General features: G+C 62.5%; 18 protein-coding genes and 1 pseudogene. 7 read left to right on the plus strand and 12 right to left on the minus strand.

Annotated elements, in window-relative coordinates; all coding sequences use genetic code 11:
* Positions 1-82: 82 nt before the first annotated feature.
* The 3 genes from HDG32_RS34210 to nirB are packed head-to-tail and all read right to left on the minus strand — an operon-like array spanning position 83 to position 7,263.
* A complete protein-coding gene (locus HDG32_RS34210; protein ID WP_184074056.1) occupies positions 83-4,267 on the minus strand; it encodes a bifunctional nitrate reductase/sulfite reductase flavoprotein subunit alpha in 4,185 nt (1,394 codons plus the stop codon).
* Positions 4,268-4,317: 50 nt separating this feature from the next.
* Complete coding sequence (gene nirD, locus HDG32_RS34215; RefSeq protein WP_184074058.1) at positions 4,318-4,683, minus strand: nitrite reductase small subunit NirD; 366 nt, start codon at positions 4,681-4,683, stop codon at positions 4,318-4,320.
* A 39-nt stretch (positions 4,684-4,722) separates the two neighbouring features.
* Positions 4,723-7,263, minus strand: coding sequence for a nitrite reductase large subunit NirB (nirB, locus tag HDG32_RS34220; RefSeq protein ID WP_184074060.1), 2,541 nt, complete (start codon positions 7,261-7,263; stop codon positions 4,723-4,725).
* A gap of 594 nt (positions 7,264-7,857) precedes the next feature.
* Here nirB and cobA point away from each other — a divergent pair.
* A complete protein-coding gene (gene cobA / locus HDG32_RS34225) occupies positions 7,858-8,658 on the plus strand; it encodes a uroporphyrinogen-III C-methyltransferase (RefSeq protein WP_184074062.1) in 801 nt (266 codons plus the stop codon).
* 38 nt (positions 8,659-8,696) lie between these two features.
* On the opposite strand, the gene HDG32_RS34230 is transcribed toward cobA, so the two are convergent.
* On the minus strand, positions 8,697-9,578 hold the full coding sequence (locus HDG32_RS34230) for an MOSC domain-containing protein (protein WP_184074064.1): 882 nt from the start codon (positions 9,576-9,578) through the stop codon (positions 8,697-8,699).
* Positions 9,579-9,813: 235 nt separating this feature from the next.
* On the opposite strand from HDG32_RS34230, the gene HDG32_RS34235 reads away from it, so the two are divergent.
* The 3 genes from HDG32_RS34235 to petA all read left to right on the plus strand — a co-directional run bounded on the left by HDG32_RS34235 (position 9,814) and on the right by petA (position 12,543).
* The gene (locus tag HDG32_RS34235; protein ID WP_260336697.1) at positions 9,814-11,271 is read left to right on the plus strand and encodes a PDZ domain-containing protein; all 1,458 of its coding nucleotides are present in this window, start codon (positions 9,814-9,816) and stop codon (positions 11,269-11,271) included.
* Positions 11,272-11,352: 81 nt separating this feature from the next.
* Entirely contained in the window at positions 11,353-11,784 is a 432-nt protein-coding gene (locus tag HDG32_RS34240; protein ID WP_184074066.1) for a carboxypeptidase regulatory-like domain-containing protein, read from the plus strand.
* Between the two features lie 135 nt (positions 11,785-11,919).
* Complete coding sequence (petA, locus tag HDG32_RS34245) at positions 11,920-12,543, plus strand: ubiquinol-cytochrome c reductase iron-sulfur subunit (RefSeq protein ID WP_184074067.1); 624 nt, start codon at positions 11,920-11,922, stop codon at positions 12,541-12,543.
* A gap of 457 nt (positions 12,544-13,000) precedes the next feature.
* Here petA and HDG32_RS36875 read toward each other — a convergent pair.
* A pseudogene (locus HDG32_RS36875) lies at positions 13,001-13,549 on the minus strand (chloride channel protein); the annotation flags it as partial.
* Positions 13,550-13,829: 280 nt separating this feature from the next.
* On the minus strand, positions 13,830-14,006 hold the full coding sequence (locus HDG32_RS34255; protein WP_260336698.1) for a hypothetical protein: 177 nt from the start codon (positions 14,004-14,006) through the stop codon (positions 13,830-13,832).
* A gap of 1,052 nt (positions 14,007-15,058) precedes the next feature.
* On the opposite strand from HDG32_RS34255, the gene HDG32_RS34260 reads away from it, so the two are divergent.
* Both HDG32_RS34260 and HDG32_RS34265 read left to right on the plus strand, forming a co-directional pair.
* Positions 15,059-15,463 (plus strand): heme-binding protein, encoded by a 405-nt coding sequence (locus HDG32_RS34260; protein ID WP_184033654.1) that lies wholly within the window; start codon positions 15,059-15,061, stop codon positions 15,461-15,463.
* An 80-nt stretch (positions 15,464-15,543) separates the two neighbouring features.
* On the plus strand, positions 15,544-17,718 hold the full coding sequence (locus tag HDG32_RS34265; protein WP_184074073.1) for a malate synthase G: 2,175 nt from the start codon (positions 15,544-15,546) through the stop codon (positions 17,716-17,718).
* Positions 17,719-17,789: 71 nt separating this feature from the next.
* On the opposite strand, the gene galU is transcribed toward HDG32_RS34265, so the two are convergent.
* Together galU and HDG32_RS34275 are read right to left on the minus strand one after the other, a co-directional pair.
* Positions 17,790-18,707, minus strand: coding sequence for a UTP--glucose-1-phosphate uridylyltransferase GalU (galU, locus tag HDG32_RS34270; RefSeq protein WP_184074075.1), 918 nt, complete (start codon positions 18,705-18,707; stop codon positions 17,790-17,792).
* A 285-nt stretch (positions 18,708-18,992) separates the two neighbouring features.
* Positions 18,993-19,136 carry a hypothetical protein gene (locus tag HDG32_RS34275; RefSeq protein ID WP_184074077.1) on the minus strand — a complete coding sequence of 48 codons (144 nt, stop codon included), beginning with the start codon at positions 19,134-19,136 and terminating at the stop codon, positions 18,993-18,995.
* 259 nt (positions 19,137-19,395) lie between these two features.
* Between HDG32_RS34275 and HDG32_RS34280 the strand changes: the two genes are divergently transcribed.
* A complete protein-coding gene (locus HDG32_RS34280; protein WP_184074080.1) occupies positions 19,396-20,643 on the plus strand; it encodes an acyltransferase in 1,248 nt (415 codons plus the stop codon).
* 47 nt (positions 20,644-20,690) lie between these two features.
* On the opposite strand, the gene HDG32_RS34285 is transcribed toward HDG32_RS34280, so the two are convergent.
* The 4 genes from HDG32_RS34285 to HDG32_RS34300 form a co-directional block, all read right to left on the minus strand.
* Positions 20,691-21,425 carry a hypothetical protein gene (locus HDG32_RS34285; RefSeq protein ID WP_260336699.1) on the minus strand — a complete coding sequence of 245 codons (735 nt, stop codon included), beginning with the start codon at positions 21,423-21,425 and terminating at the stop codon, positions 20,691-20,693.
* A 330-nt stretch (positions 21,426-21,755) separates the two neighbouring features.
* Positions 21,756-22,205, minus strand: a complete 450-nt coding sequence (locus tag HDG32_RS34290) for a hypothetical protein (RefSeq protein ID WP_184074083.1) — start codon at positions 22,203-22,205, stop codon at positions 21,756-21,758.
* Complete coding sequence (locus HDG32_RS34295) at positions 22,192-22,755, minus strand: lysozyme (protein ID WP_184074085.1); 564 nt, start codon at positions 22,753-22,755, stop codon at positions 22,192-22,194. The genes HDG32_RS34290 and HDG32_RS34295 overlap by 14 nt, the downstream gene beginning before the upstream one ends.
* Positions 22,755-23,171: a hypothetical protein gene (locus HDG32_RS34300; RefSeq protein ID WP_184074087.1), complete on the minus strand. Its 417-nt coding sequence runs from the start codon at positions 23,169-23,171 to the stop codon at positions 22,755-22,757. Before HDG32_RS34300 ends, HDG32_RS34295 begins: the two co-directional genes overlap by 1 nt.
* Between the last annotated feature and the right edge of the window lie 204 nt (positions 23,172-23,375).

The following is a 23,375-nucleotide window of genomic DNA, read 5'->3' on the forward strand; positions in this document are numbered from 1 at the left end:
GGACTCGACATGCGAGCGTCATACCATCGTGCTGTCTGTTGCGAGGCCTTTTTAAAGGCATCTTCTGAAACGCATCGGCGGCTCAATACACGTCGCGTGCATAACGCTTTTCGCGCGTCAGACGGCTCACGTATTCGAGTGCTTTCTCTTCGCTCATGCCACCGTGAGTCGTGATGACGTCCTTCAGCGCCGCATCGACATCGCGCGCCATCCGGTTCGCGTCGCCGCATACATAGAAATGCGCACCGTCTTCGAGCCATGCCCACAGTTGCGCACCGTGTTCGCGCATGCGGTCCTGCACATAGATCTTGTCGGCCTGGTCACGCGAGAACGCGACGTCGAGCCGGGTCAGCAGACCGCTCGCGCGCATCGCTTCGAGTTCGTCGCGATAGTAGAAGTCGGTCGCGGCATGCTGTTCGCCGAAGAACAGCCAGTTGCGTCCACGCTCGCCGCGTGCCTGCCGTTCGTGCAGAAAGCCGCGAAACGGTGCGATGCCGGTGCCCGGCCCGACCATGATCATCGGCGTGTCCGATTGATGAGGAGGACGAAAATGCGCGGACTTCTGCACGAACACGGGCACATCGGTGTCGCTTGCGCGATCCGCGAGAAACGTCGACGACACGCCCTTGCGGTGCCGCCGTCCGTTGCTGTAACGCACCGCCGATACCGTCAGATGCACTTCGCCCGGATGCGCCTTCGGGCTCGATGCGATCGAATACAGACGCGGCTGCAGGCGTTTCAGCATGCCGGTCAGCTCGGCGGCCGAGAGGCTCACCGGAAACTCGTGCAATACGTCGGCGAGCTGCTGTCCCCATAGCCATTGCTTCAGATCCGCCTTGCGTTCGGGCGCGAGCAGATCGCCCAGCGCGCCGTTGCCGCTGCGCGCGGCGACGAACGCCAGCGCTTCGGCGCTCGGCCGCGCGATCTCGTAGTGCTTGCCGAGCGCATCGGCGAGCCGCATGTCGCCGATACCCGCGACGTGCACCGATGCCTCCGCGTGCAAACCGCTCAGCGTGATCAGTTCGTCGACGAGTTCGGGGCAGTTGCTCGGCCACACGCCAAGCGCATCGCCCGCTTCGTATTCGAGGTTCGTCTCGCCCGTTTGCAGCGACACGTAGCGCGTATCCTTCGCGGCGCCCTGCCGGTTCAGGCGCAGATTGCCGACGACGCGCGACGCGGCCGGCCGCGCCTTGGTCGGCACCGCGCCCACCACCGCGTTGATCATGCCGCCCGGCGGCACCGCGTACAGCGCGGCATCCGCCTGCTTGATGCAGACGATCACGCGTTCGAGCCATGCATCGGCGCTTTGCGGATATTCAATATCGCAATCGACGCGCTCGGTCAGACGCAGCGCACCCTGCGCGGCGAGCCGCTCGTCCAGACGGCGGCCGTGACCGCAGAACTGATCGTAGTTGCGATCGCCGAGCGCGAGCACCGCGAAACGCACGCCGTCGAGGCGCGGCGCCGTGGCGGCGTTCAGTTGCGTCCAGAAGTCCTGCGCGTTGTCGGGCGCATCGCCGTCGCCGAACGTGCTCGTCATCAGCAGCACGTATTGCGCCTTCGCGAGCGTCGCGAACGAATAGTCGGCCATGCACGCGGTGCGGATTTCGAAGCCCGATTCCATCAGACGCGTCGCGTAACGCTCGGTCAGCGATTCGGTGTTGCCGGTTTGCGAGGCCCACAACAGCGTGACCTTCGGCCGCGCGCGCACGATGCGCACGCCCGATTCGCGTGGCTCTTCCTGTGCGAGATTCGGCCGCAAGGCAGCGGTCGACGTCTGGGCTGTCGTCGCGCTGCGGCTATACAGTCCCGCAAGCAGACCATCGACATAGAGCCGCTTCACCGCATCGAACGGTGCGCTGTGCGGCAGCACCGGCACGTTGGCGAGACCTTGCGCTTCGGCCGAACGCAGGCCACTGACGAAACCCGCCAGATACGCGCGCTCCGCATCGCTGAGCGACGGCATGGGCGCGGGCTCGGGCGGCAGTTGCAGCAAAGTGGTGAGGGCTTCGATACGAGGCATGGGTTGATCCTTGGCGCTGGGCGCTAAAACCGCTGCGTCGGCGGGCGTAGAGAGCGCATCCTCGTCATTGCAAGCGCTCGCGTCGCGATCCGCCGTCACCGGACTCAGCGCGACCGCACAGACTTTCAGTTCGGGCTGCAGAGAAACCGGATCGACCGCGTCGTTGGTCACCGCATTGATGCACAGTTCGTCGCCGAACACGTCGTTCCAGTGCATCGGCGCGAAGCACTGACCCGCGCTCACACGGTCGGTGACGACGGCGGGCAGGACCGCGCGGCCGCGCCGCGAACGGATCTCGACCGCGTCCTTCGCGCGAATCCCGAGTTCGGCCGCGTCGTCCGGATGAATTTCGACGAAGGGTCCCGGGTTCAGCTTGTTCAGCATCGCGACCTTGCCGGTCTTGGTCATCGTGTGCCACTGATGCTGCAGACGGCCCGTGTTCAACACGATCGGAAACTCGCGATCGGGCAACTCGGCCGCGGGCTGATACGCACGCGCGAAAAACTTCGCCCTGCCGCTCGCGGTCGGAAAAGCAATGCGCGGGTGGCCGCCATCTTCAGACTCCCCGAGCGTCTGGCTCACGCCGTCATTCAGATAGCGAAGCGGATTGCGCTCGGACGAATCGGCCGACGCGATCGGCCACTGCAGTGGCGAGTCCTTCAAGCGGCGATGGCTCGCGCCGCGCAGGTCGTAGCCGGTCGCCGGATTCGCCGCGCGCGTGAGTTCGGCGAACACTTGGTCGGCGCTCGCATAGCTGAACGCATCGGCAAAGCCCATTTCACACGCGATGCGCGCGATGATCTGCCAGTCGGGCAGCGCCGCGCCGGGCGGTTCGATGGCCTGCTGCATCAGCGTCAGATTGCGCTCCGAGTTGACCATCACGCCTTCGGCTTCGGCCCACAATGCGCCCGGCAGCAGCACGTCGGCGTAGCGGTTCGTTTCGGTATCGAGGAACGCGTCCTGAGCGATCACGAGTTCGGCCGCGCGCAAACCGGCGATCGCGGTCTGCCGGTTCGCGACGGTCGCGACCGGATTCGTGCAGATGATCCAGCACGCCTTGATGTCGCCCACGGCCATGCGCGCGAACATGTCGATCGTGCCGTTGCCCGCGTCCGCTTTGAGCGTGCCCGGTGCGATGCCCCACAGTGCTTCGACGAACGCGCGATCTGCGGCGACCAGCGCCGAACGCTGCCCCGGCAGAGCAGGGCCCATATAGCCCATTTCGCGGCCGCCCATCGCGTTCGGTTGGCCCGTCAGCGAGAACGGTCCACTGCCGCGCCGGCAGATGCGGCCCGTCGCCAGATGCAGATTGCACAGCGCGTTGGTGTGCCACGTGCCGTGCGTGCTCTGGTTCAGGCCCATCGTCCAGCAACTCATCCAGTCTTTGGCCGACCCGATCATCTGCGCGGCGCGACGGATGTCGTCGGCGGCGAGGCCCGTGATGCGGGCGACGTTCTCCGGCGTGTACCCGGCCAGAAACGCGGGCATCGCGTCCCAGCCTTCGGTGTGTTCGGCGATAAAAGCCGCGTCCGTTGCGCCGTTTTCGTGCAGCAGATGCAGCAGACCGTTCAGCAGCGCGAGGTCGGTGCCGGGTTTGATCTGCAGGAACAGATCGGCTTTCACGGCGGTCGTGTTGCGGCGCGGATCGACGACGATCAGCTTCGCGCCAGCCTTCACGCGATCCATCAAGCGCAGGAACAGGATCGGGTGGCAGTCGGCCATATTCGCGCCGCTGACGAAAAACAGATCCGCGTGATCGAAGTCTTCGTACGAGCCGGGCGGACCGTCCGCGCCGAGCGACAGCTTGTAGCCGCTCGCCGCGCTCGACATGCACAGGCGCGAATTCGCTTCGATATTGTTCGTGCCGATAAAGCCCTTCGCGAGCTTGTTGACCAGATACTGCGCTTCGAGCGACATCTGCCCCGACACGTAAAACGACAGCGCATCGGGGCCATGCTCGTCGAGCACGCGCCGCAGACGCGCGGCGGTATCGCTCAACGCCTGCGCCATCGGCAGCGGCACCGGGTCTTCGTCGCGCGCACGACGCACGAACGCGCCTTCGAGACGACCCGACTTGCGCAGCGCGACGTGGGCCGACTGCCCTTTGGTGCAGAGCCGGCCCAGGTTGGCCGGATGCTCCTTGTCGCCAGCGATCTTCACGACCTGGCCGTCCTCGACGTGCAGCACCATGCCGCAGCCGACGCCGCAATACGGACACACGCTCTTTACGCTGGTAGCAGACATGCGCGAATGATCGGGTTGAAACATCAGAACGATGGACAAAGGCCGCTACCTCAAACCGCGACCCACACCTGGCCGTTTTCGATGCGCGTGGCAAATGCGCTGACCGAATACGACGGCGTTTCGAGGCATTCGCCGGTGCGCAGATCGAAGTGATGCTTGTAGATCGGCGACGCGACCACGATGCGCTCGCCGAGGCTGCCGACGAGTCCGCGCGACAGCACCGCCGCTTGCGAACCCGGATCGAAGTTTTCGATCGCGTAGACCGTGGGCTCGGCCGGCGACTCGACCTGGCCGCCATCGACGTGAAACACGGCCACCTGTTCGCCATTGACGAGCGCGCAAACGCCGGTGTTCGGCACGATGTCGTCGAGCGCGCAGACCGCGGTCCAGGCGCGGGGCAAGCGTTCGTTCTTCATGACTGGGCTCCTTTTGAGTTAAGCGGGAATCGGATGCGGTCAAACCGTCTCGACGACAACGGGAATCCCGATGCGCTGCACCTGCCGCTCAGCGGGCGTTGCCGGCCGGATCTGTCCGCGCTCCTCGACGAACGCGACGTTGCTGTCGGACTCGACGCTGTTGACGAAATGGCGGAAGCGCTTGCGCGTTTCGGGATCGGTGACGGCCTTTTTCCATTCGCACTCGTACGTGTCGACCACCTGCTGCATTTCCACTTCGAGCTCGGTGGCGACGCCAAGGCGATCGTCGACGATCACGTCGATCAGATAGTCGAGCCCGCCTTCGAGGTTGTCGCGCCACACGCTGGTGCGTTGCAGTCGGTCGGCGGTGCGCACGTAGAACATCAGGAAGCGGTCGATATAGCGCACGAGCGTCGCCTTATCGAGGTCCGCGGCGAGCAGTTCCGCGTGACGCGGCTTCATGCCGCCGTTGCCGCACACGTACAGATTCCAGCCCTTCTCGGTCGCGATCACGCCGACGTCCTTGCCCTGCGCTTCCGCGCATTCGCGGGTACAGCCCGACACGCCGAACTTGATCTTGTGCGGCGTGCGCAGGCCCTTGTAGCGATTCTCGAGTTCGACCGCGAGACCGACCGAATCGCCGACGCCATAGCGGCACCACGTCGAGCCGACGCACGACTTCACCGTACGCAGCGATTTGCCGTACGCGTGACCCGATTCGAAGCCGGCCGCGATCAGCTCTTCCCAGATCGACGGCAATTGCTCGACGCGCGCGCCGAACAGATCGACGCGCTGGCCACCGGTGATCTTCGTGTAGAGGCCATATTTCTTCGCGACCTGCGCGACCGCGATCAGGCCGTCGGGCGTCACTTCGCCGCCCGGCATGCGCGGCACGACCGAATAGGTGCCGTCGCGCTGGATGTTCGCGAGGTAGTAGTCGTTGGTGTCCTGCAGCGACGCGTGCTCCTTCTTCAGCACGAATTCGTTCCAGCACGACGCGAGAATGCTCGCGACCGCCGGTTTGCAGATGTCGCAACCGAGCCCGCGGCCATGCTTCGCGAGCAGCGCGCCGAAACGGCGCACTCCCTCGACGCGCACGAGGTGATACAGCTCCTGGCGCGAATACGGGAAGTGCTCGCAGACGTGGTTGTTCACCGCGAGGCCCTGCTTCTTCATCTCGGCCTTCATCACCTGCGTGACGAGCGGCACGCAGCCGCTGCACGAGGTGCCCGCGCCGGTCGCGCTCTTCAACGCGCCGATGTCGGTCGCGCCCGCGCACACGGCTGCGCACAGCTCGCCCTTCGACACGTTGTTGCACGAGCAGATCTGTGCGGCCGCGGGCAACGCCTCGACGCCGAGCGCCGGCTTCGCGCTGCCGTCCGCTTGCGGCAGGATCAGGAATTCGGGGGACGCTGGCAGCTCGATGCGGTTCAGCATCATCTGCAGCAGCGTGCCGTATTCGCTCGCGTCGCCGACCATCACGCCGCCGAGCAGATGCTTGCCGCAATCGGACACGACGAGCTTCTTGTAGATCTGCTTGCGTTCGTCGCTGAACTGGTAGGTGCGGCTGCCCGGCGTATTGCCGTGCGCGTCGCCGATGCTGGCGACGTCGACGCCCATCAGCTTGAGCTTCGTGCTCATGTCGGCGCCGGCGAATTCGGCCGGGTCGCCGAGCAACTGCTTCGCGACCACGCGCGCCATCTCGTAGCCGGGCGCGACGAGCCCGAACAGCTGGCCGTGCCACAGCGCGCATTCGCCGACCGCATAGATGTGCGGATCGCTGGTGCGGCACGCGTCGTCGATGGCGATGCCGCCGCGCGCGCCGAGTTCGAGGCCGCATGCGCGCGCGAGATCGTCGCGCGGACGGATGCCGGCGGAGAACACGATCATGTCGGTGTCGAGATGGCTGCCGTCGGCGAACTGCATGCGGTGCGTGCCCGCTTCGCCGTCGACGATCGCCGTCGTGTTCTTCTGCGTGTGCACCGTGACGCCAAGCTCTTCGATCCGGCCGCGCAATACGCGGCCGCCGCCGTCGTCGACCTGCACCGCCATCAGGCGGGATGCGAATTCGACCACGTGCGTTTGCAGACCCATGTCGCGCAGCGCCTTCGCGCATTCGAGACCGAGCAGGCCCCCGCCCACGACCGTGCCCGTTTTCGAGCGCGCGCCGCATTCGCGCATCGCTTCGAGATCGTCGATCGTTCGATAGACGAAGCAGTCGCCGCGCTCGCGGCCCGGCACCGGCGGCACGAACGGATAGGAGCCGGTCGCGAACACGAGGCGGTCGTACGGCAGCGTTTCGCCGGTCGCGACCGTCACCGTGCGCGCGTCGCGATCGACCGCGACCGCCCGCGCGTTCAGCTTCATTTGCACGCCGTGGCGCTCGAAGAAGCCCGGCTCGACGAGCGACAGGTCATCGGCGGTCTTGCCCGAGAAGAACTCGGACAGATGCACGCGATCGTAGGCCGGTCGCGATTCTTCGCCCAGCACCGTGATGTCGAGATCGTGCGCGGCCCGTTGCGCCAGGCATTCGACCAGTTTGTGGCCGACCATCCCGTGACCGATAACGATGATTTTCATGAGCGCGCTGTCCTCTGGTGTCTGGCGAAAGCGATTGCGGAAATAAAAACGGCGTCCCGCGAATCCAGCCGAGGGGCCGAATTCGGGGGACGCCGTTGTCCTGTTGGGTGCTGCGGGGCGCGTGCAGTTGTGCTGCAAGCGCGACGAACCCACGTTGGTCCGATGGCAACGCTTATTGCAAGGGCTGTGCCAATTTCGATGAATGCGCCCGAAAGCGCGGTGTGGCCGGGATTTGCGGCAACTCGCGCGGCTTCGGACCGGATCCCGCGCGCGACGCGTTTTGAGGCGGCCAAGCACAGGGATGGTGCGACGCAGCACTGTCGACGTGCGAAACGAAGGCGCACGGGCGTGCGATCGCCGTCATGTTTTCCGCGTGAATCGCAATGTGTGGCAACGGCTTGCGCGCCTTGATCGGATCGATGGCGTGGTCCTTGCATTGCTCTTGCGCAACGTCATCGCGGCAACGTCGTCGCGACGCGCAGACTCAACCGTCGACAGGCAATGCAATGGACAACGGCGTCCCCTCGTGATCTTCACGGGCGGGCGCCGTTTTCGTTTCGGGCCAACGGAAACCAACGGCATAAGGACACCAACATGAACACCCACACCGGCAAGGTCACGCTGCTGAGTGCGGGCCCGGGCGACCTCGACTTGCTGACGCTGAAGGCCGTCAAGGCGCTCGCGGCCGCCGACGTCGTGCTGCTCGACGACCTCGCGAATCCCGACATCGTGACGCTCGCGCCGCAGGCGCGCGTGATTCGCGTCGGCAAACGCGGCGGCTGCCGCTCGACGCCGCAGGCGTTCATCGAGCGGCTGATGCGGCGTTATGCGCTGAAGGGTCTGCACGTGGTGCGCGTCAAAGGCGGCGAAGCGCTGCTGTTCGGTCGCGCGGGCGAGGAACTCGCGGTGCTGCGCGATGCGGGCCTCGCGGTCGAGATCGTCAACGGCATCTCGTCGGGCTTCGCGGCCGCCGCGGGTCTCGGCATGTCGCTCACGCATCGGCGGCATTGCCACGGCGTGAGCTTCGTCACCGCGCACACCGAAGATCACGGCGAGCCGGACTGGGCCGCGCTCGCCGCGACGCGCACGACGCTCGCGATCTATATGGGCATGCGGCGCATCGACGGCATCGCCGCCGCGTTGCTCGCGCACCTGCCGGCCGAAACGCCGGCCGCGGTCGTGCAGTGGGCCGGCGGCGGCGGCGAGCGGCGCCTGTTGACGCGGCTCGATCGGCTCGCCGCCGATGCACTCGGCGCGGGCTTCGGCAGTCCGGCGGTGATTCTGGTGGGCAATGCGGTTGGCGAGAGCGCCGAAGCGCCTTGCTGGGAACGCGAAGCTCGCGGCAATCGAGATGGGCAAACACTAGCCGCGTCGGCCATGGCGCGGGCAGCCTGATCGGCGCTCGAAGCGGGCCTCGCCCGCCTTTCATCCCATCAATCGCCGAACCCCAGCTCCGCGTCGATCTGCTGCCCGACGCGCAGCCAGGCCCCCGCCCCGCTCGCGACCAGCGCGTTGTTGCCGAACGTGACCGCGCCGTCGAAGCGTTCGCTGACTCGGTAACCGAGCATCGTGTCGGTCGGCTCGTTCGGCCAGTCGGGATCGGGCGCGCCGCGCGCCTGATCGATGGTCGGCATCGGACAGCGCGAGCACAGCTTGACGAGCCGTAACTCGACGCGCGCGCTCGAGTCCGCATTCGCGCCGACGGCGAGTGTCTCGACATAGTCCTCTTCATAGGCATCGAGGCCGCTGAGCACGATATTGGGCCTGAAGCGATCGATTCTGATCGACGGTGCGCCTTTGCCGTTCAGGCGCGCGTTCAGATCGTCGAGCGAGGCCTGGCCGACCACCAGCAGCGGAAAGCCATCGGCAAAAAAGGTCGTGGCGCCCCCCGTGCTGTCCGTATAGTCCGGATCGACGACGCGTTCCCGCTCGGGATCGAAGCGCAGCAAGCGCGCGGGCAGACCGAGGAACTCCGTGAACCAGGCCGCCGTTTCTTCGCCGGTGTCGAGCCCGTAGGCCGCGTCGCGCCACACCGCGGTAGCGACCCTGGGTGCCGCGGCGAGCCGCGCGGCATCGAGCGGCGTGCGCAGCTCACGCATGCCCGGCGCGCTGACGATCAGCTCCTCTGCGCCGAGTTCGACCTTGATCAGCGCCATGCGCGGATACGCGCGCTGCGTGAACATCGCGCCTTCGGGATCGACGATCATCCAGTTGCGGTCGTATTCGAGGCCCGTCGCCAACAGCCGCGCCTCGGTGAGCGCGATGCCCGCGCAGGATTTGATCGGATAGACGAATAGTTCGTTGATGGTAGGCATGGTTGCACGCGCGTCGGGAGCGCAGTCCCGGCGAAGATCGGGGACTGAAAGTAGATCCGTATAGTACCGAAATCAGCGTTGACGTGGACGTGCGAGCCGGACCCTCTCATCGGGCTTCTTTAAGCTTGTTTTAAAAGTGGCGACCTAGAGTCGAATCACAGCAGCATGGAGGACGCATCGGACAGACGCGTTACTCCGACTCAACCGACTCAGCTGCTCGTGTCGGGGGCATGTGATGCAACGCGACAACCTCAAGTACTTCCTGATCGTGGAATGTCTGACCGCGGCGGTGTCCGCGGGCTGCATGGCGCAATCCCCTCCGAACAACGTAAGCTCTGGAGCGGATGTGCCGGCTGCCAGGCTTCCAGGCCACGACACGGCGCCCGCAATAGTGACGGACTTCTCGCGCCTCGTCAGCGAAGAAGGCAAAGCAGTCGTCAATATCAGCGTGACAGCGGCTCAACCCGTCGCCACCTTCACTCCCCTCTGGCCGCCGGCCGGCAGCGAAGACGATCCTTTTACCCGGCAGTTCCAGCAGTTCGCCTACGCCCCTCCTGGCGCGACAGGCCTGGCTTCGCAACGCAGCGGCTCTGGATTCATCATCGCCGCCGATGGTTACATTCTCACCGACTCCAGCCTGATAACCAAAGCAACCCGAATCAGCGTGACGCTAAAGGACGGTCGCAGGTTTAAGGCCACGGTGGTCGGCGACGACCCAGCGAGCGGTATCGCGCTGCTCAAGATTCCCGCCACCAAACTGCCGACAGTCAAAATTGGCTCACCGTCCGCGAACAAGGCCGGTCAGTGGGTCGTCTCGATCGGCTCCCCTTATGGACTGAACGACACGGTGACGGCAGGCATCATCAGCAACATGTCGCGACCTTTGCCAGGCGAGTCGTATGTACCGCTTATCCAGACTGACGTGACCGAAAATGCGGGCGATGCAGGCAGCCCGGTGTTCAGTCTGAACGGCAACGTCATTGGGATCGAAATGCCTATCACGAAAGAGATCGGCGACGTTGAAGGAGCCGCGTTCGTGCTGCCGATCAATGAAGCGATGAAAGTTGCCCGACAGTTGCAACTGCACCACGAGGCGGAACACGGACGCCTCGGCATCACGATTCAGGATGTCAGCTGGCCGCTTGCGCAATCTTTCGGTCTGAACAGGCCGCAAGGGGCGCTCGTCAGCTCGGTCGACCCGCGAGGACCGGCTGCCAGGTCCGGTCTCAGACCAGGCGACGTCATCATGAAGATCAATGGCGTTGATATTCCAGATTCGACCCAGTTGCCCGTCACAGTAGCCGATCTCAAACCGGGCACATCCGTCCATCTCGTGTACTGGCGCGATAACGCCACGCACGATACGACAGTCGCGCTTGGCAGTCTGAATGCCACTCCTGCCGAGACCCCGGCCATTGCGCAGGTCACAGCTCCCGATGGGTTGACCGTGCGTGGTTTGACCGCACAGGAGCGACACGACGCAGGTGTCGAAGGTGGTGTCCTGGTCGAAAAAAGCACAAGGGCCGGCGCGCTCGCCGGCATCGAACCGGGAGACATCATCCTGATGGTCGACAGCACTCATGTATCAAGTCCCGCCCAGTTCCGGCGGAAAGCGGCGAACAGCGGTAACGCGGTCGCGCTATTGGTCCAACGCGACGGACAGCGCATGTTCGTCACCATCGACATGGGCTAGGGTCTGTTTATATATGTAAATAGACCCTGGCAGCGCAGTGGCGGCGCGTACCTCATCGCCACACTTTACGAGGAGTTCGAAATGAACCGGCACACAATCGTCAAAGTTGGCTTGACGGCACTCGCACTGGGCGCAAGCGTCCAATACGCGTTCGCGGCAACTCAGCCTTTACCCGCGGTACAGCACGAGGGTGAGGTTACGTTCCTGAGCGGCGGGATCGGCCTTGGCCAATCCACCGCTATCAAGGAGGTCATGCCAAGGTATCCACTCACGCTCGAGTTTGCGGGCAAGGCGGCTAGCGGCAACGAATACCTTGCGAATATCCCGGTGACGCTATCCGACATGCACGGCGATACGATATTGCAGACCACCGCAAAGGGTCCTTTCCTGTTGGCGTCGCTGCCTCACGGCCGATATAGCGTGAGCGCCACATATAACGGCAAGATGGAGCACAGGGACGTGAATATCGCCCCTTCGTCGCATGTGCATGAACTGTTCTTGTGGCCGATGTAGACCGGCGTTTCGCGTTTCTGCCCGCACGCGATCCGATTCGCCGGCTTTCCGGCTCGCGACGACCGCGGCGGTGCATTCGGTAACCGGTACTCGTGAAAAGTCGCGATGGGCAACCGAACCGACTCGGAGCTTGCCATGAAAAACGGTTCCAGCGAGCCTCTCGACGAAACCCGCCGCAGATGGCTCATCGCCACATCGGCCGTCGGCGCCATAGGAGGCGTGGCGGTCGTCGTTCCTTTTGTCGACTCGTTTGCGCCGCCAGCGAGTGCGAGGGCAGCCGGGGCGCCAGTCAGCGCCGACATCAGCAGACTCGAACCTGGCAGCATGATGACCGTGGCGTGGCGCGGCAAGCCGATTTTCATCGTCAACAGAACCAACGAGATGCTGGCGGCCGTGCTCAAGGCCAACCCGATGGTCGCCGACCCGCATACCGCGCATCCGTTCTCGATACCGCTGCCGGCCTACTGCAACAACGAATACCGGTCGCGCCCGGATCATCGCAACATACTCGTTGTGATCGGCGTGTGCACCCATCTCGGCTGCACCCCGCTGCCCCGCTTCCAGCCCGGGCCGCAACCCAGTCTGCCCGACGATTGGCCCGGGGGCTTTCTGTGCCCTTGTCACGGCTCGACTTACGACTTGGCCGGTCGAGTGTTCAAAGACAAACCCGCGCCCCAGAATCTGGATGTGCCGCGTTACATGTTTGCATCGTCGACGAGCATCGCTATCGGACAGGATGAAAAAGGCGAGGAGGCATAGCCGCGGCATACGGTCGAGGACGCGGGAAGTTCCTGCTACGGTCACGCAATACCAGCCCGCCTCGCTACCGCTACATCGATCCGTGGCGGCCGGTCGAGCGCGCGATGTCGCGCCGGTCGCCTATCACCTACCGAGATCGAGATCACCAATTGATGCGCGAAGCCGCGAAACCCAAGGCGCTGAGCGCGAAACTGCCTGCGCCGAAAGAAGTGCGCGACTTAAAGTGCTCCTCGGCGGCCGTCAGGCTTTCGCCGTTCGCCTCGCTCGACAGGTTCGCCGAAGAAGAGCCCGAGGGTGGCTCGGCGCGGTCCGCATACCATCGCGCCATGGGACACGCAACGGCCGCCGCGCACGAGCCGCTCGACAACCTGATCCCGGCCCAGGGACCCGATGAATCCGGCGGCATCAAGTCCTCAGCAATCCGATCGCCCACCGTTGCATTCACGCTACCGCAAATGAACGCCGCCGACAGGCCTGCGGCGGCACCGGCGAGGGCGAGCCTGCGTTCGAGATCGAACCCGCGGATTGCCCAAAAGCGCGCTGGATAGAAGTGCCGCAGATTAAACATCAGCGCTGCGCCGACGTGGATGGTCGGGCCTTCGCGGCCGATGGTGAAGCCGCCGACGATCGACAGAAAAGACACCACGATCTTGCCGATCAGGATCCTGATGCTCAAAAGCCGCGGCGCAAGTCCGCCGCGATCATGCAGCGTGGCGATGACCTGAGGAATGCCGCTGCCTTTCGCGCCGGGAATGAACCGCCTCGTGATCCATACGCTGGCCGTGCCGATAGCCGGCGTGAGCAGGAAAGGCAGCCGCCAGCGGACGGCGGTAATGCGACGAAATATGTCATGACCTGCGTCAATAAGGTGCGCGTAAAGAACTGCGACGAGACCCGTGGCCACCGCGCCCAGCCAGAAAATCCCATAGCGGAACGACAGCCGCCGAGCATGTTGTAGCGTTCTTCTGTCAAGGAATCGAAAGAAAGTGGCGAACGGATTCACCATCACGTATGGGTCAATTTAAAAAAAAAGCCCAGCCGTTAAGCTGGGCGGAGGGGATCGCCTTCTGTCGCCTGAAGACGAGTGGACGTTCTCTCGGACCCTATGCAACAACCAGCAATATCGCCGTACCGTGTTCCGCACCACTCGCCGCCAGGATAGGCATGTCGTGACATAAATTCAAGTGAATCCTGTATTCTTCGATAAAACGTCAATCGGGGCAGTTCGACACCAATTCATTCAGACGAAGGCCTGCAATTGCGCAGCGCACGACGCGCGGACCAGTTCAAAGCCCGAAGTACCAGAGCCGCACGTCCTCTTCCTCCGACCATATCTGCACGTCCAGCATCTCGTCGAATTCGACCGGCTCGCCCCGGTACATGCAGCAGAACCCGCGCTCGGTGCGATAGACGATCACCCACTCGCGCGGGTCGGGGGTTGCGTCGGGCGAACGGTCAGGCACCTGCCACAAGGCGTCCCCGCATGGTGGAGAGAACGGGCGATCATCATCGTGCCGACACGGGGAAAGCCTTTAAGCCTGCTTTAATCGCCACTGCATAGATTGAAAGCGTACCAGGCCTGTCGTGCCTTCAACGAGCCAACGATCGATCCGCCACTGCCGACGCGGAGCAAGGTTGATCGCTGCAATGTCCCACTGATCGAAGCTGACAGACAGTTGACTGGCACTCTACTGGTTCTCTCGCACAAGGAGGACACACCATGCGTACGCTGCCTGCACTATGCGCTGGAATATGTTTGGGCTTCGCCCACCTTGCCATCGCGCACCCGACCTCGGACGTCGCCCCGAAAACTGGGTGCAAGGATTTCTCCGCGATCGCCATTCATCAACGCCCCCCGATCGCCGACTGGGTCGCACCGCCGAGCCGTCATCGTGTGGTCCGGACTGACAGCGCGATCATAGTCAATGCTGCTGCCCCGGTTGGCCTCATTGTCGGCGAGTGCGGGAAACCGACCTGAACAGGTCGAACGCAGATCGAACGTTTCTTCGGGCGTATCAGCCAGTTTCGGCTGCCTTCCACTGGTTTCGACTGGTTCGTGGGCGGCTAAGCGGTGTTCGCGTCGCCCATGCGCGGGTCTGGATCACTCGTGAAAGCGTGAACCGGGCCTCGTTCGTTTGGCCGCTGTCATCCAACGATGAACCGAAGCCGTCGCCCCCGCTACGGCTCGCGGCGCGACCATTGTCTGGCCGCAATGAAGGCTTCGAAAACCAGCTCATCTGCTGGTCTACCTCGTTATTTCTGAACCAGGCCGCGCTTGTGGACCGCCCGGCGCGTGGCGTTGCGGCGGCACTGTCGAGCGCACGGGCAGAGCCGCCTGGCGAGGCCGCCGTTTCGCGCTGCGTCGCGCGGAAGTAAAATCGTCGGATCAGCCGCGCGCCGGAGAGCCGCGAGAAGCTTGCAACGGAGCCCCGAGGATCTCCTGAAGCGCCGCATCGCCGGTTACCGAAAGAAGCTGTAGAAGCCACCTTCCCATCACCGAGACAGGAAATTCATTATGTTGACCAAACCCATGTTGACCGTCGCCGAGACGACCCGCATTGTCGATGCCGCCCGTGCGGAAGCCGAGAAAAACAAATGGCCTGTCGCGATCGTCGTCGCGGACGACGGCGGCCATCCGCTCGCGGTGCTGCGTCTCGACGGCGCGGCGCCCTCCACCTCGTATATCGCGACCGAAAAAGCGCGCACCGCGGCGCTCGGCCGGCGCGAAACCAAGGTCTATGAAGACATGATCAACAACGGCCGCACCGCGTTCCTCAGCGCACCGCTGCAGGGCACGCTCGAAGGCGGGGTGCCGGTGATCGTCGACGGCCACGTGGTCGGCGCGGTCGGCGTGTCGGGCGTCAAGTCGGAGCAGGATGCGCAGATCGCGAAAGCCGGCATTCAGGCGCTCGGCGTGTAAAGCGCCGAGCGCCAAAGCAATCCCGAGACACAACGCGGACCGATGCCCCCTCGTCGGTCCCATAACAGATGGAGCAGTCGATGACTCAGATGAATCCGCGCGGCGGACTGCAGGTCGCCGCCAACCTCGACCAGTTCGTTGAATCCGAAGCCCTGCCCGGCACCGGAATCGACAGCGCCGCCTTCTGGTCGGGATTCGACGCCCTCGTGCACGAGCTGGCGCCCAAAAATCGGGCGTTGCTCGCCGAGCGCGACCGCCTGCAAAGCGAACTCGACAACTGGCATCGGGCCAATCCCGGCCCGGTGCGGGATCTGCGCGCGTATCGTGCGTTTCTCGAAGGCATCGGCTACATCGTGCCCGTGCCGACCAGCGTCCAGGCCACGACCGACCACGTGGACAGCGAGATCTCCGGACAGGCCGGCCCGCAGCTCGTCGTGCCGCTGTCGAACCAGCGCTACGCGCTGAACGCCGCAAACGCGCGCTGGGGTAGCCTGTACGACGCGCTGTACGGCACCGACGCGATCCCCGAAACGGACGGCGCGGAAAAGCAGAAGGGCTTCAACCCGGTGCGCGGCGCAGCCGTGATCGCGTACGCGCGCAAGTTCCTCGATCAGGCTGCGCCGCTCGCGAACGGCTCGCACGCGGACGCAACGTGCTATAGCGTCGAGAACGGCCGGCTGGTCGTCGCGCTGAAGAGCGGCACCACGGCGCTGGAGACACCTGCGCAGTTCGTCGGCTATCAGGGCGACGCGAACACGCCGTCGGCGGTGCTGCTCAAGCACAACGGCCTGCACGTCGAGATCCAGATCGATGCGAACGATTCGATCGGCAAGACCGATGCGGCCCATGTCAAGGACGTCGTCGTCGAAGCGGCCGTCACGACGATCATCGATTGCGAAGACTCGGTCGCAGCCGTCGACGCCGACGACAAGGTGCAGCTCTATCGCAACTGGCTCGGCCTCATGAACGGCGACCTGACCGAACAGGTCACGAAGAACGGCAAGACCTTCACGCGCCGGCTCAATGCCGATCGCGAATACATCGGCGCCGACGGCAAGTCGCAGGTCAAGCTGCATGGCCGCTCGCTGCTGTTCATCCGCAACGTCGGCCATCTGATGACGAACCCGGCCATATTGACGAAAGACGGCCACGAGATTCCGGAAGGCATTCTCGATGCGGTGATCACCACGCTGTGCGCGCTGCGCGACCGCCACAACAAGCTGAACTCGCGCGCCGGCTCGATCTATATCGTGAAGCCGAAGATGCACGGACCGGCCGAAGTCGCGTTCGCGAGCGAACTGTTCGCGCGCGTCGAAGACCTGCTGAAGCTGCCGCGCAACACGATCAAGATGGGCATCATGGACGAGGAGCGCCGCACCAGCGTGAATCTGCTCGCCTGTATCGCCGAAGCGTCGGCGCGCGTCGCGTTCATCAACACGGGCTTCCTCGATCGCACCGGCGACGAGATGCACTCGGCGATGGAAGCGGGCCCGATGATGCGCAAGGGCGACATGAAGTCGAGCAAGTGGATCACGTCGTACGAGCGCAGCAACGTGCTGGTCGGTTTGAGCGCCGGCTTGCGCGGCCGCTCGCAGATCGGCAAAGGCATGTGGGCGATGCCCGACCTGATGCACGCAATGCTGGAGCAGAAGATCGGCCATCCGAAGGCCGGCGCGAACACCGCGTGGGTGCCCTCGCCGACCGCGGCGACGCTGCACGCGCTGCACTATCACCAGGTCGACGTGCAGGCGGTCCAGCAGGAACTCGAACGCACCGACTATGCGACGGTGCGCGACGAACTGCTCGACGGCCTGCTGACGATTCCGGTCGTCGAAAAGGCGCAATGGAGCGACGACGAAATCCGCGCCGAGGTCGACAACAACGCGCAGGGCATTCTCGGCTATGTGGTGCGCTGGATCGACCAGGGCGTCGGCTGCTCGAAAGTGCCGGACATTCACAACGTCGGCCTGATGGAAGACCGCGCGACGCTGCGTATTTCGAGCCAGCACATCGCCAACTGGCTGTATCACGGTGTGATCAAGCGCGAGCTCGTCGAGGAGACGTTCAAGCGCATGGCCAAGGTGGTGGACGCGCAAAACGCCGGTGATCCGCTCTACCAGCCGATGGCGCCGGGCTTCGACACGATCGCGTTCAAGGCCGCGCAGGCGCTCGTCTTCGAGGGGCGCCAGCAGCCGAGCGGATATACCGAGCCGTTGCTGCACAAGTTCCGGCTCGAGGTGAAGAAGCAGGGTTGAGGCCGTCCGGCCGAAACGACGACGGGCGCCGTGCAATGCGGCGCCCGTTTTTCCTTCCAGGTCGTGTCACTTCACGCGGCTTCTGCCGTCAATTGCGCCGCCTCGCCACCTGACGCTTCGTTCTTCATATAGGCTTGCAGATATGCCTCGAATTCAACCTTCACCTCGGGATGGCGCAGTGCGAATTCGACGGTCGCCTTCAGATAGCCGAGCTTGCTGCCGCAATCGAAGCGCGTGCCGAAGTAGCGATACGCTAGCACCTGCTCCTCGGTCAGCAACGACTGCACCGCGTCGGTCAGTTGCAGCTCGCCGCCCGCGCCCGGCTTCAGCGCGCGGATATGCTTGAAGATCGTCGGCATCAGCACGTAGCGGCCCACCACGCCGAGATTCGACGGCGCCTCGTCCGGCGCTGGCTTCTCGACGATGCCCGACAGCTTGATCACGTTGTCTTCCCACTCGCGGCCGTCGACGACGCCGTACGAGCGGCTGTCCTCGCGCGCGATCGTTTCGACGCCGATCACCGAGCTGTGATAGTGGTTGAAAGTATCGACGAGCTGGCTCATCACGGGCTTCGCGCTATGCAGCAGGTCGTCGGCGAGAATCACCGCGAACGGGCTGTCGCCCACCAGTTTTTCGGCGCACAGCACCGCATGGCCGAGACCGAGTGCTTCGGCCTGGCGCACGTAAAAGCAGTCGACGTTGGCCGGCTTGATGCTGCGCACGAGGTCGAGCAGCTTCTGCTTGTTGCGCGCTTCGAGTTCGGACTCGATCTCATAGGATTTATCGAAGTGATCTTCGATCGCGCGCTTGCTGCGGCCCGTCACGAAGATCATCTCGGTGATGCCGGCGTCGATCGCTTCTTCGACCGCGTACTGGATCAGCGGCTTGTCGACGATCGGCAGCATTTCCTTCGGACTTGCTTTGGTAGCCGGCAGGAATCGTGTCCCGAGGCCCGCTACGGGAAACACGGCTTTGGTGACTTTCAGCATGGTAGGCATTCCCACATCGGTTAGAAATTGGTGTGTTCGCGGACCTTGCGGCCAATCAATGCCGGCGCAAGACTAGCAGAAAAACTGCGAGGTTCACGGAGGCGGCTTTTCTCCGATTCAATTCGGATAATTCGCGCATTAATCGCAATGCGATATTGTGAAAAATTGAGGAAATTATTACGTATCTATTGCCAGTTGGTGATCGAGCAAATCCGAAAGTCTTACCTTTCGGACGACCCCTGGCACGGGTCGCCTGGCGACCCGATGACCGGCTTCGGCAGCACGTCATTCCTGTTCGTCGACCGGTGGCAGCTTGCCTGGGTTCATCCGGTAGCTACGGATCGGCTCGTTGCGCAAGGCATCGCGGTAGGCGGAGGCGGCCACCAGGATCAGCAGGACGGCCACGCCGGCCAGTAAATGCAGGTTCATGACTTCACCTCGGGGTCAGAAAATCCTTGCTTTAAATTAGCACGACAAAAGCGATAAATAATTCGATACCCCATACGTCGACGCGCAATTACAATTCGTCACAAAATAGATGTCGGATTCAATGCGAAATGGAATTTTTTAATCATTTTTCAGGATTGCGGTGCTCTAGGATGGATGCGTCGCGGGTGCGCAAGACGCCCGCTCGAAGGCCTGTTCCGCGTCAATTTTTTCTCTTTTCCGCTTCAGATAAGGACCGCCTATGAGCGACCCAGCACTGGATGCCGCCGGCTCATCCCTGCCCCTCTCCCCGCTGCCGCGCCCGGAGAAAAACCCGGCCACGGCGCATGCGCGCAGCGACGCGCGTGTCGATAGCGCAAGCAAGGAGCACGCGATCGACGCGATGCGAGGCTTCGCCGCGCTGCTGGTCGCCTACTTTCATTGCCGCCAGATCGTGTGGATCGGCATGCAGGCGTTTCATCAGAGCGTCGGACATTCGTTGAGTCCCAGTAGTCTCGCCGCGTATCTGACGTTTCCGATCGCATGGGGCTCGGCCGGTGTGCCGATGTTCTTCGTCATCAGCGGCTACTGCATCCATCGCGGCGGCGCGCTGCGGCTCGCGAGCAATCCCGCTTACCGGCTCGATGCAGGCAACTTCTGGCTGCGGCGCTTCGCGCGCATCTACCCAGTGCTGCTCGCGGCGCTCGTACTGACCTTCGCGCTCGATTCGTTGAGCCTGCAATTGCCGCCCGTCAGTCACAAGATTCGCGACATCGGCTGGCATCCGTTTCTGGTCAACCTGTTTTCGCTGCAGGGTATGGCGGGTAAAACGTATGGCTCGAACGGCGCGCTGTGGACGCTGTCGCTCGAAGTGCAGTTCTATGCGATCTATCCGCTGCTGTTCGCGCTGCGCAGACGCATCGGCATGAACGCCGTGCTCGCGCTCGTCGGCGCGATCAACGTTGCGTCCGCGTACGGGTTGGAGCGCCACGATCTGCAGTTCTTCACGTCGTACTGGTTCTCCTGGATGCTCGGTGCGTGGATCGCCGACGCCAAAGCGCGCAGCGTGCGAGCGGCGCGTGCGCCGGCATCGCTGTACGTGCTCGCGGCGGCCTTGATCGCGGCAGGCTGCGTCGCGTTTCACTTCGGCCAGTACGGCGCGTTCCAGATATGGGCGCTCGGCTTCGCGTGCTATCTGTACAAGACACTCGATGCGCGCAAAAACCCGCAACGCGAAGCGAGCGGCGTGCTCGCGCTGCTTCGCGCAGGGTCGCACGCGCTGTCGCGCCTGCTGTCGCGCGTCGGCGACTTCAGCTTCTCGCTGTATCTGATCCATCTGCCGATCTTCGTACTGCTGTCGGCGTGGCTGTTTCGTTCGTCGCTGCAGATGTCAATCTGGCCGTCGTTCGGCTATATGCTGGTCGCGGTGCCGGCCGCCTATGTGTTTTATCGGCTCGTTGAGTTGCCTGCGATGAAGTGGTCGGCGAGTTTTAAGCCTAAAGGGCGCTGATAGAACGTTGACATTGGATCAATCCCGCGCGTTCGGGTGCTTCATCATCATTTGATCTCGTTGAATAGCAACGTCGATACCTGGTGCTCGTCCTGAATGGAAAATTGAAACGGTATCTCTGGATGCGTAAATTTGAGCCGGAGTTGCTTTAAAGCCGGGACCGGGACAAATCGCTGATTCTTAAACGTGTAGTACGACACTAACAGGCCAACGCGGGATGCCTGTGCATCGTCGAATACGTAACTGTTATTCGGAAAGGCAAGCTTCCCTTCCTTCGTCGCCACGACGGCCCGACATGACGAAAGTAAACCCGGCAGATGAAGAAACGTCGGCTTGCGCGCTAGAGGGTTGACCAGCAGCGAGATCTGCCGGTATCGACTTCCGGCTTCGCCCGAACCGTTGCCGTGCCCTTCCACGCAGAGTAAGGGCGGATGCGGATCGGTTCGCGCTGCAATGAATACGTTGGCTGATTGCGGAAAGATTTCCGACACATGCTCTCCGGGGAATGTCGTAGCGTGCGCAAAGCGATAGGATTTGCCGTCGACTGCCAGGCGATCCTTCCAGAGCTCAATGTTTAGCGTTTTCCGTTCCAGTTTGGCTTGCAGCTTCATAAAGGTGCCTGGCTCGCCTGGGTAGGAATAGACCACGCCGGCGTTTTGATCGGTCGGGTCACCGTTTTGTTTGATCGGGTCGCCAAACACTGCCCCCGCTTGGGCAACGTACAAGGCTTCGTAGCTGTCGTAAGACTGAGCCGCATGTGCGCTGCCAGATAGGGCGGCCATAGCCGCCACCAGTATCGTAGTGATTCTCATCGGTATGCTTTGGCGCCTGTCGCTTTCAGATAGTCGGGGTTAAGCGTCCAGAAAATCGTGCTTCCGTGGGCAGCACTGGAAAAGCAATCGCAGATCCTTATTGATCGGATCACTCATCGCCCATCCCCTGCACGCGAAGCCACGACGATCAAATTCGGATGATCCTTCACCGGAAATGAACGGGTTTTCCCTTCTGCAAGCGGCAGGTCCTCAACGAGCGTGCGTACGCAGTTCAACAGCTTGTCGCACATCCACGCGCAGTTCCCTCTCGTTACAGATCGGACTCAACTCAATTTCGATTTATTTCTTGCGTCCAAGAATCGTTTTAACCGTTAAGCATTCCGGATGCTCCGACGATTCCATATCGTCCGGACAAGACAACCATTCATAAAATTCGAGCCTCTGTTTTGCTGCATCCTGCCTGCAGGCCGCCACCTGGAAGTCTGTATCAGGCATATAACCGCCTTTCCAGTCGTTGAATGCCATCCCAAATAACTTGCAATCGGATTGCAATTTTTCTTCCCACAGCTTGTGATTTTTCGCGAGTTCCGCGAGCGCTTCGCCCTTAGCGTTGGCGTGGAGATTTCGATAGAGTTTTTCAGCGTCACTCAGCATGCCCTTCGTGTCTGCATTTGTACACGCCAGATAGTCATCGCGTGTTTTCGCGGATGCCTCGCAAGTCGCGTCTGCAAAGGCGGCCGACGTGCCGCATGAGAGGATCACTGCAACCGCTATCTTAGTGAGTCGCATCATAATTCCCCGTAGCAAACAGTCGGCCCTCAGCACGACGGCGCCTGACCAACCCCAGTGGGTGTTTGCCATGCGCCGCTGTGTATTGCAGAAATTTCGACGGCACTTGATCGTAATGACCGGTATTAACGAGCGCGAAAAACTCGTTATTTCCACTTCTATGATTGAAGATGAAATCAACAACCGCATCGTACTCGTACTGAAACAACGGAACAAAAATTCTGCTATTTACAATTCGCTCGGCTTCGCGTAGATCATGATGAAGCAGTTTCAGCGCCTGCGGTTCGGTAATTCCATTTCCGTAAAGCGCTTCGGAAGGTGCACCGGATATTGGTCCGATATGGACCAGATGTCCGTATCCGATCGTGGCATTTCCGCCGCCGCCACCTCCATCCTTATCGTACAAATGCGACCGTAAGGCCTCCCACTGCGCAGTGAACTGAACTCCAGCTTGGGAAACATTCCACGGCTTGCCGATCCTGTCCGACTGGAGAATTACAAGTGAATTCGGGTTTGTATCTGTTAGTGCTGCTCCCAGTGCATCAGGCATTACGCCTCCCTATGACCAATAAAGACGTGAATGGATCGCGCACCATGTGTCTGATAGCGCTTGGTGCGTCCCTGCAAATCGGTAATGCCGTGAACAAGTGCGCCCGATGGAAGTTCGGCGGTGTAATACGTATTAGGGAGTGCATTACCTCCAGAATCGGTTAGCGTGAACCGCTGATCGAAACGATTCCGTGAGCGTCCGCGACAATGGCACGCCCATGCGTAACCGAGGGCTTCGGCCATGTCGTAACCGTTTGAATACGACTTCAACCTATCGAACGGAAACCATTCGCCGGTTTCGGCGTTCAGCGCCATTGCAGACGGCATTGGCGGGAAGTTTGAGTAGATTGAATAGGTGATACGGCAAACTTGGCACTCTTCCTCGTCCATGGCACTTTTCTGATTCTGTTGTTCCATTTCACCTCTGCTGATTTTCCAGAACACACCCGACGAATTAACCATTCAAAGCAGTCACGGTCAACCGCTTTAATTTGAGATTGAGACTTTTTGACAAATATTCACGATGAGCGCTGTCCACTGGCTCGTGAGCCTGGGCAACAATAAACCGGTGTCAGGCCGCCGCGTTTCCAACGGCATTTGAGCCCGAGCCCGGCGAGGACG

The sequence above is a fragment of the Paraburkholderia sp. CI2 genome (assembly GCF_014201055.1).
In the GTDB taxonomy this organism is placed as follows: Bacteria; Pseudomonadota; Gammaproteobacteria; order Burkholderiales; family Burkholderiaceae; genus Paraburkholderia; species Paraburkholderia tuberum.

What these genes read in the sequence shown, in the direction of transcription:
- HDG32_RS34210 (WP_184074056.1), bottom strand. Translation starts at nt 4,267, where the DNA reads ATGTCTGCTACCAGCGTAAAGAGCGTGTGTCCGTATTGCGGCGTCGGC.
- nirD (WP_184074058.1), bottom strand. Translation starts at nt 4,683, where the DNA reads ATGAAGAACGAACGCTTGCCCCGCGCCTGGACCGCGGTCTGCGCGCTC.
- nirB (WP_184074060.1), bottom strand. Translation starts at nt 7,263, where the DNA reads ATGAAAATCATCGTTATCGGTCACGGGATGGTCGGCCACAAACTGGTC.
- cobA (WP_184074062.1), top strand. Translation starts at nt 7,858, where the DNA reads ATGAACACCCACACCGGCAAGGTCACGCTGCTGAGTGCGGGCCCGGGC.
- HDG32_RS34230 (WP_184074064.1), bottom strand. Translation starts at nt 9,578, where the DNA reads ATGCCTACCATCAACGAACTATTCGTCTATCCGATCAAATCCTGCGCG.
- HDG32_RS34235 (WP_260336697.1), top strand. Translation starts at nt 9,814, where the DNA reads ATGCAACGCGACAACCTCAAGTACTTCCTGATCGTGGAATGTCTGACC.
- HDG32_RS34240 (WP_184074066.1), top strand. Translation starts at nt 11,353, where the DNA reads ATGAACCGGCACACAATCGTCAAAGTTGGCTTGACGGCACTCGCACTG.
- petA (WP_184074067.1), top strand. Translation starts at nt 11,920, where the DNA reads ATGAAAAACGGTTCCAGCGAGCCTCTCGACGAAACCCGCCGCAGATGG.
- HDG32_RS34260 (WP_184033654.1), top strand. Translation starts at nt 15,059, where the DNA reads ATGTTGACCAAACCCATGTTGACCGTCGCCGAGACGACCCGCATTGTC.
- HDG32_RS34265 (WP_184074073.1), top strand. Translation starts at nt 15,544, where the DNA reads ATGACTCAGATGAATCCGCGCGGCGGACTGCAGGTCGCCGCCAACCTC.
- galU (WP_184074075.1), bottom strand. Translation starts at nt 18,707, where the DNA reads ATGCTGAAAGTCACCAAAGCCGTGTTTCCCGTAGCGGGCCTCGGGACA.
- HDG32_RS34275 (WP_184074077.1), bottom strand. Translation starts at nt 19,136, where the DNA reads ATGAACCTGCATTTACTGGCCGGCGTGGCCGTCCTGCTGATCCTGGTG.
- HDG32_RS34280 (WP_184074080.1), top strand. Translation starts at nt 19,396, where the DNA reads ATGAGCGACCCAGCACTGGATGCCGCCGGCTCATCCCTGCCCCTCTCC.
- HDG32_RS34285 (WP_260336699.1), bottom strand. Translation starts at nt 21,425, where the DNA reads ATGGCCGCCCTATCTGGCAGCGCACATGCGGCTCAGTCTTACGACAGC.
- HDG32_RS34290 (WP_184074083.1), bottom strand. Translation starts at nt 22,205, where the DNA reads ATGCGACTCACTAAGATAGCGGTTGCAGTGATCCTCTCATGCGGCACG.
- HDG32_RS34295 (WP_184074085.1), bottom strand. Translation starts at nt 22,755, where the DNA reads ATGCCTGATGCACTGGGAGCAGCACTAACAGATACAAACCCGAATTCA.
- HDG32_RS34300 (WP_184074087.1), bottom strand. Translation starts at nt 23,171, where the DNA reads ATGGAACAACAGAATCAGAAAAGTGCCATGGACGAGGAAGAGTGCCAA.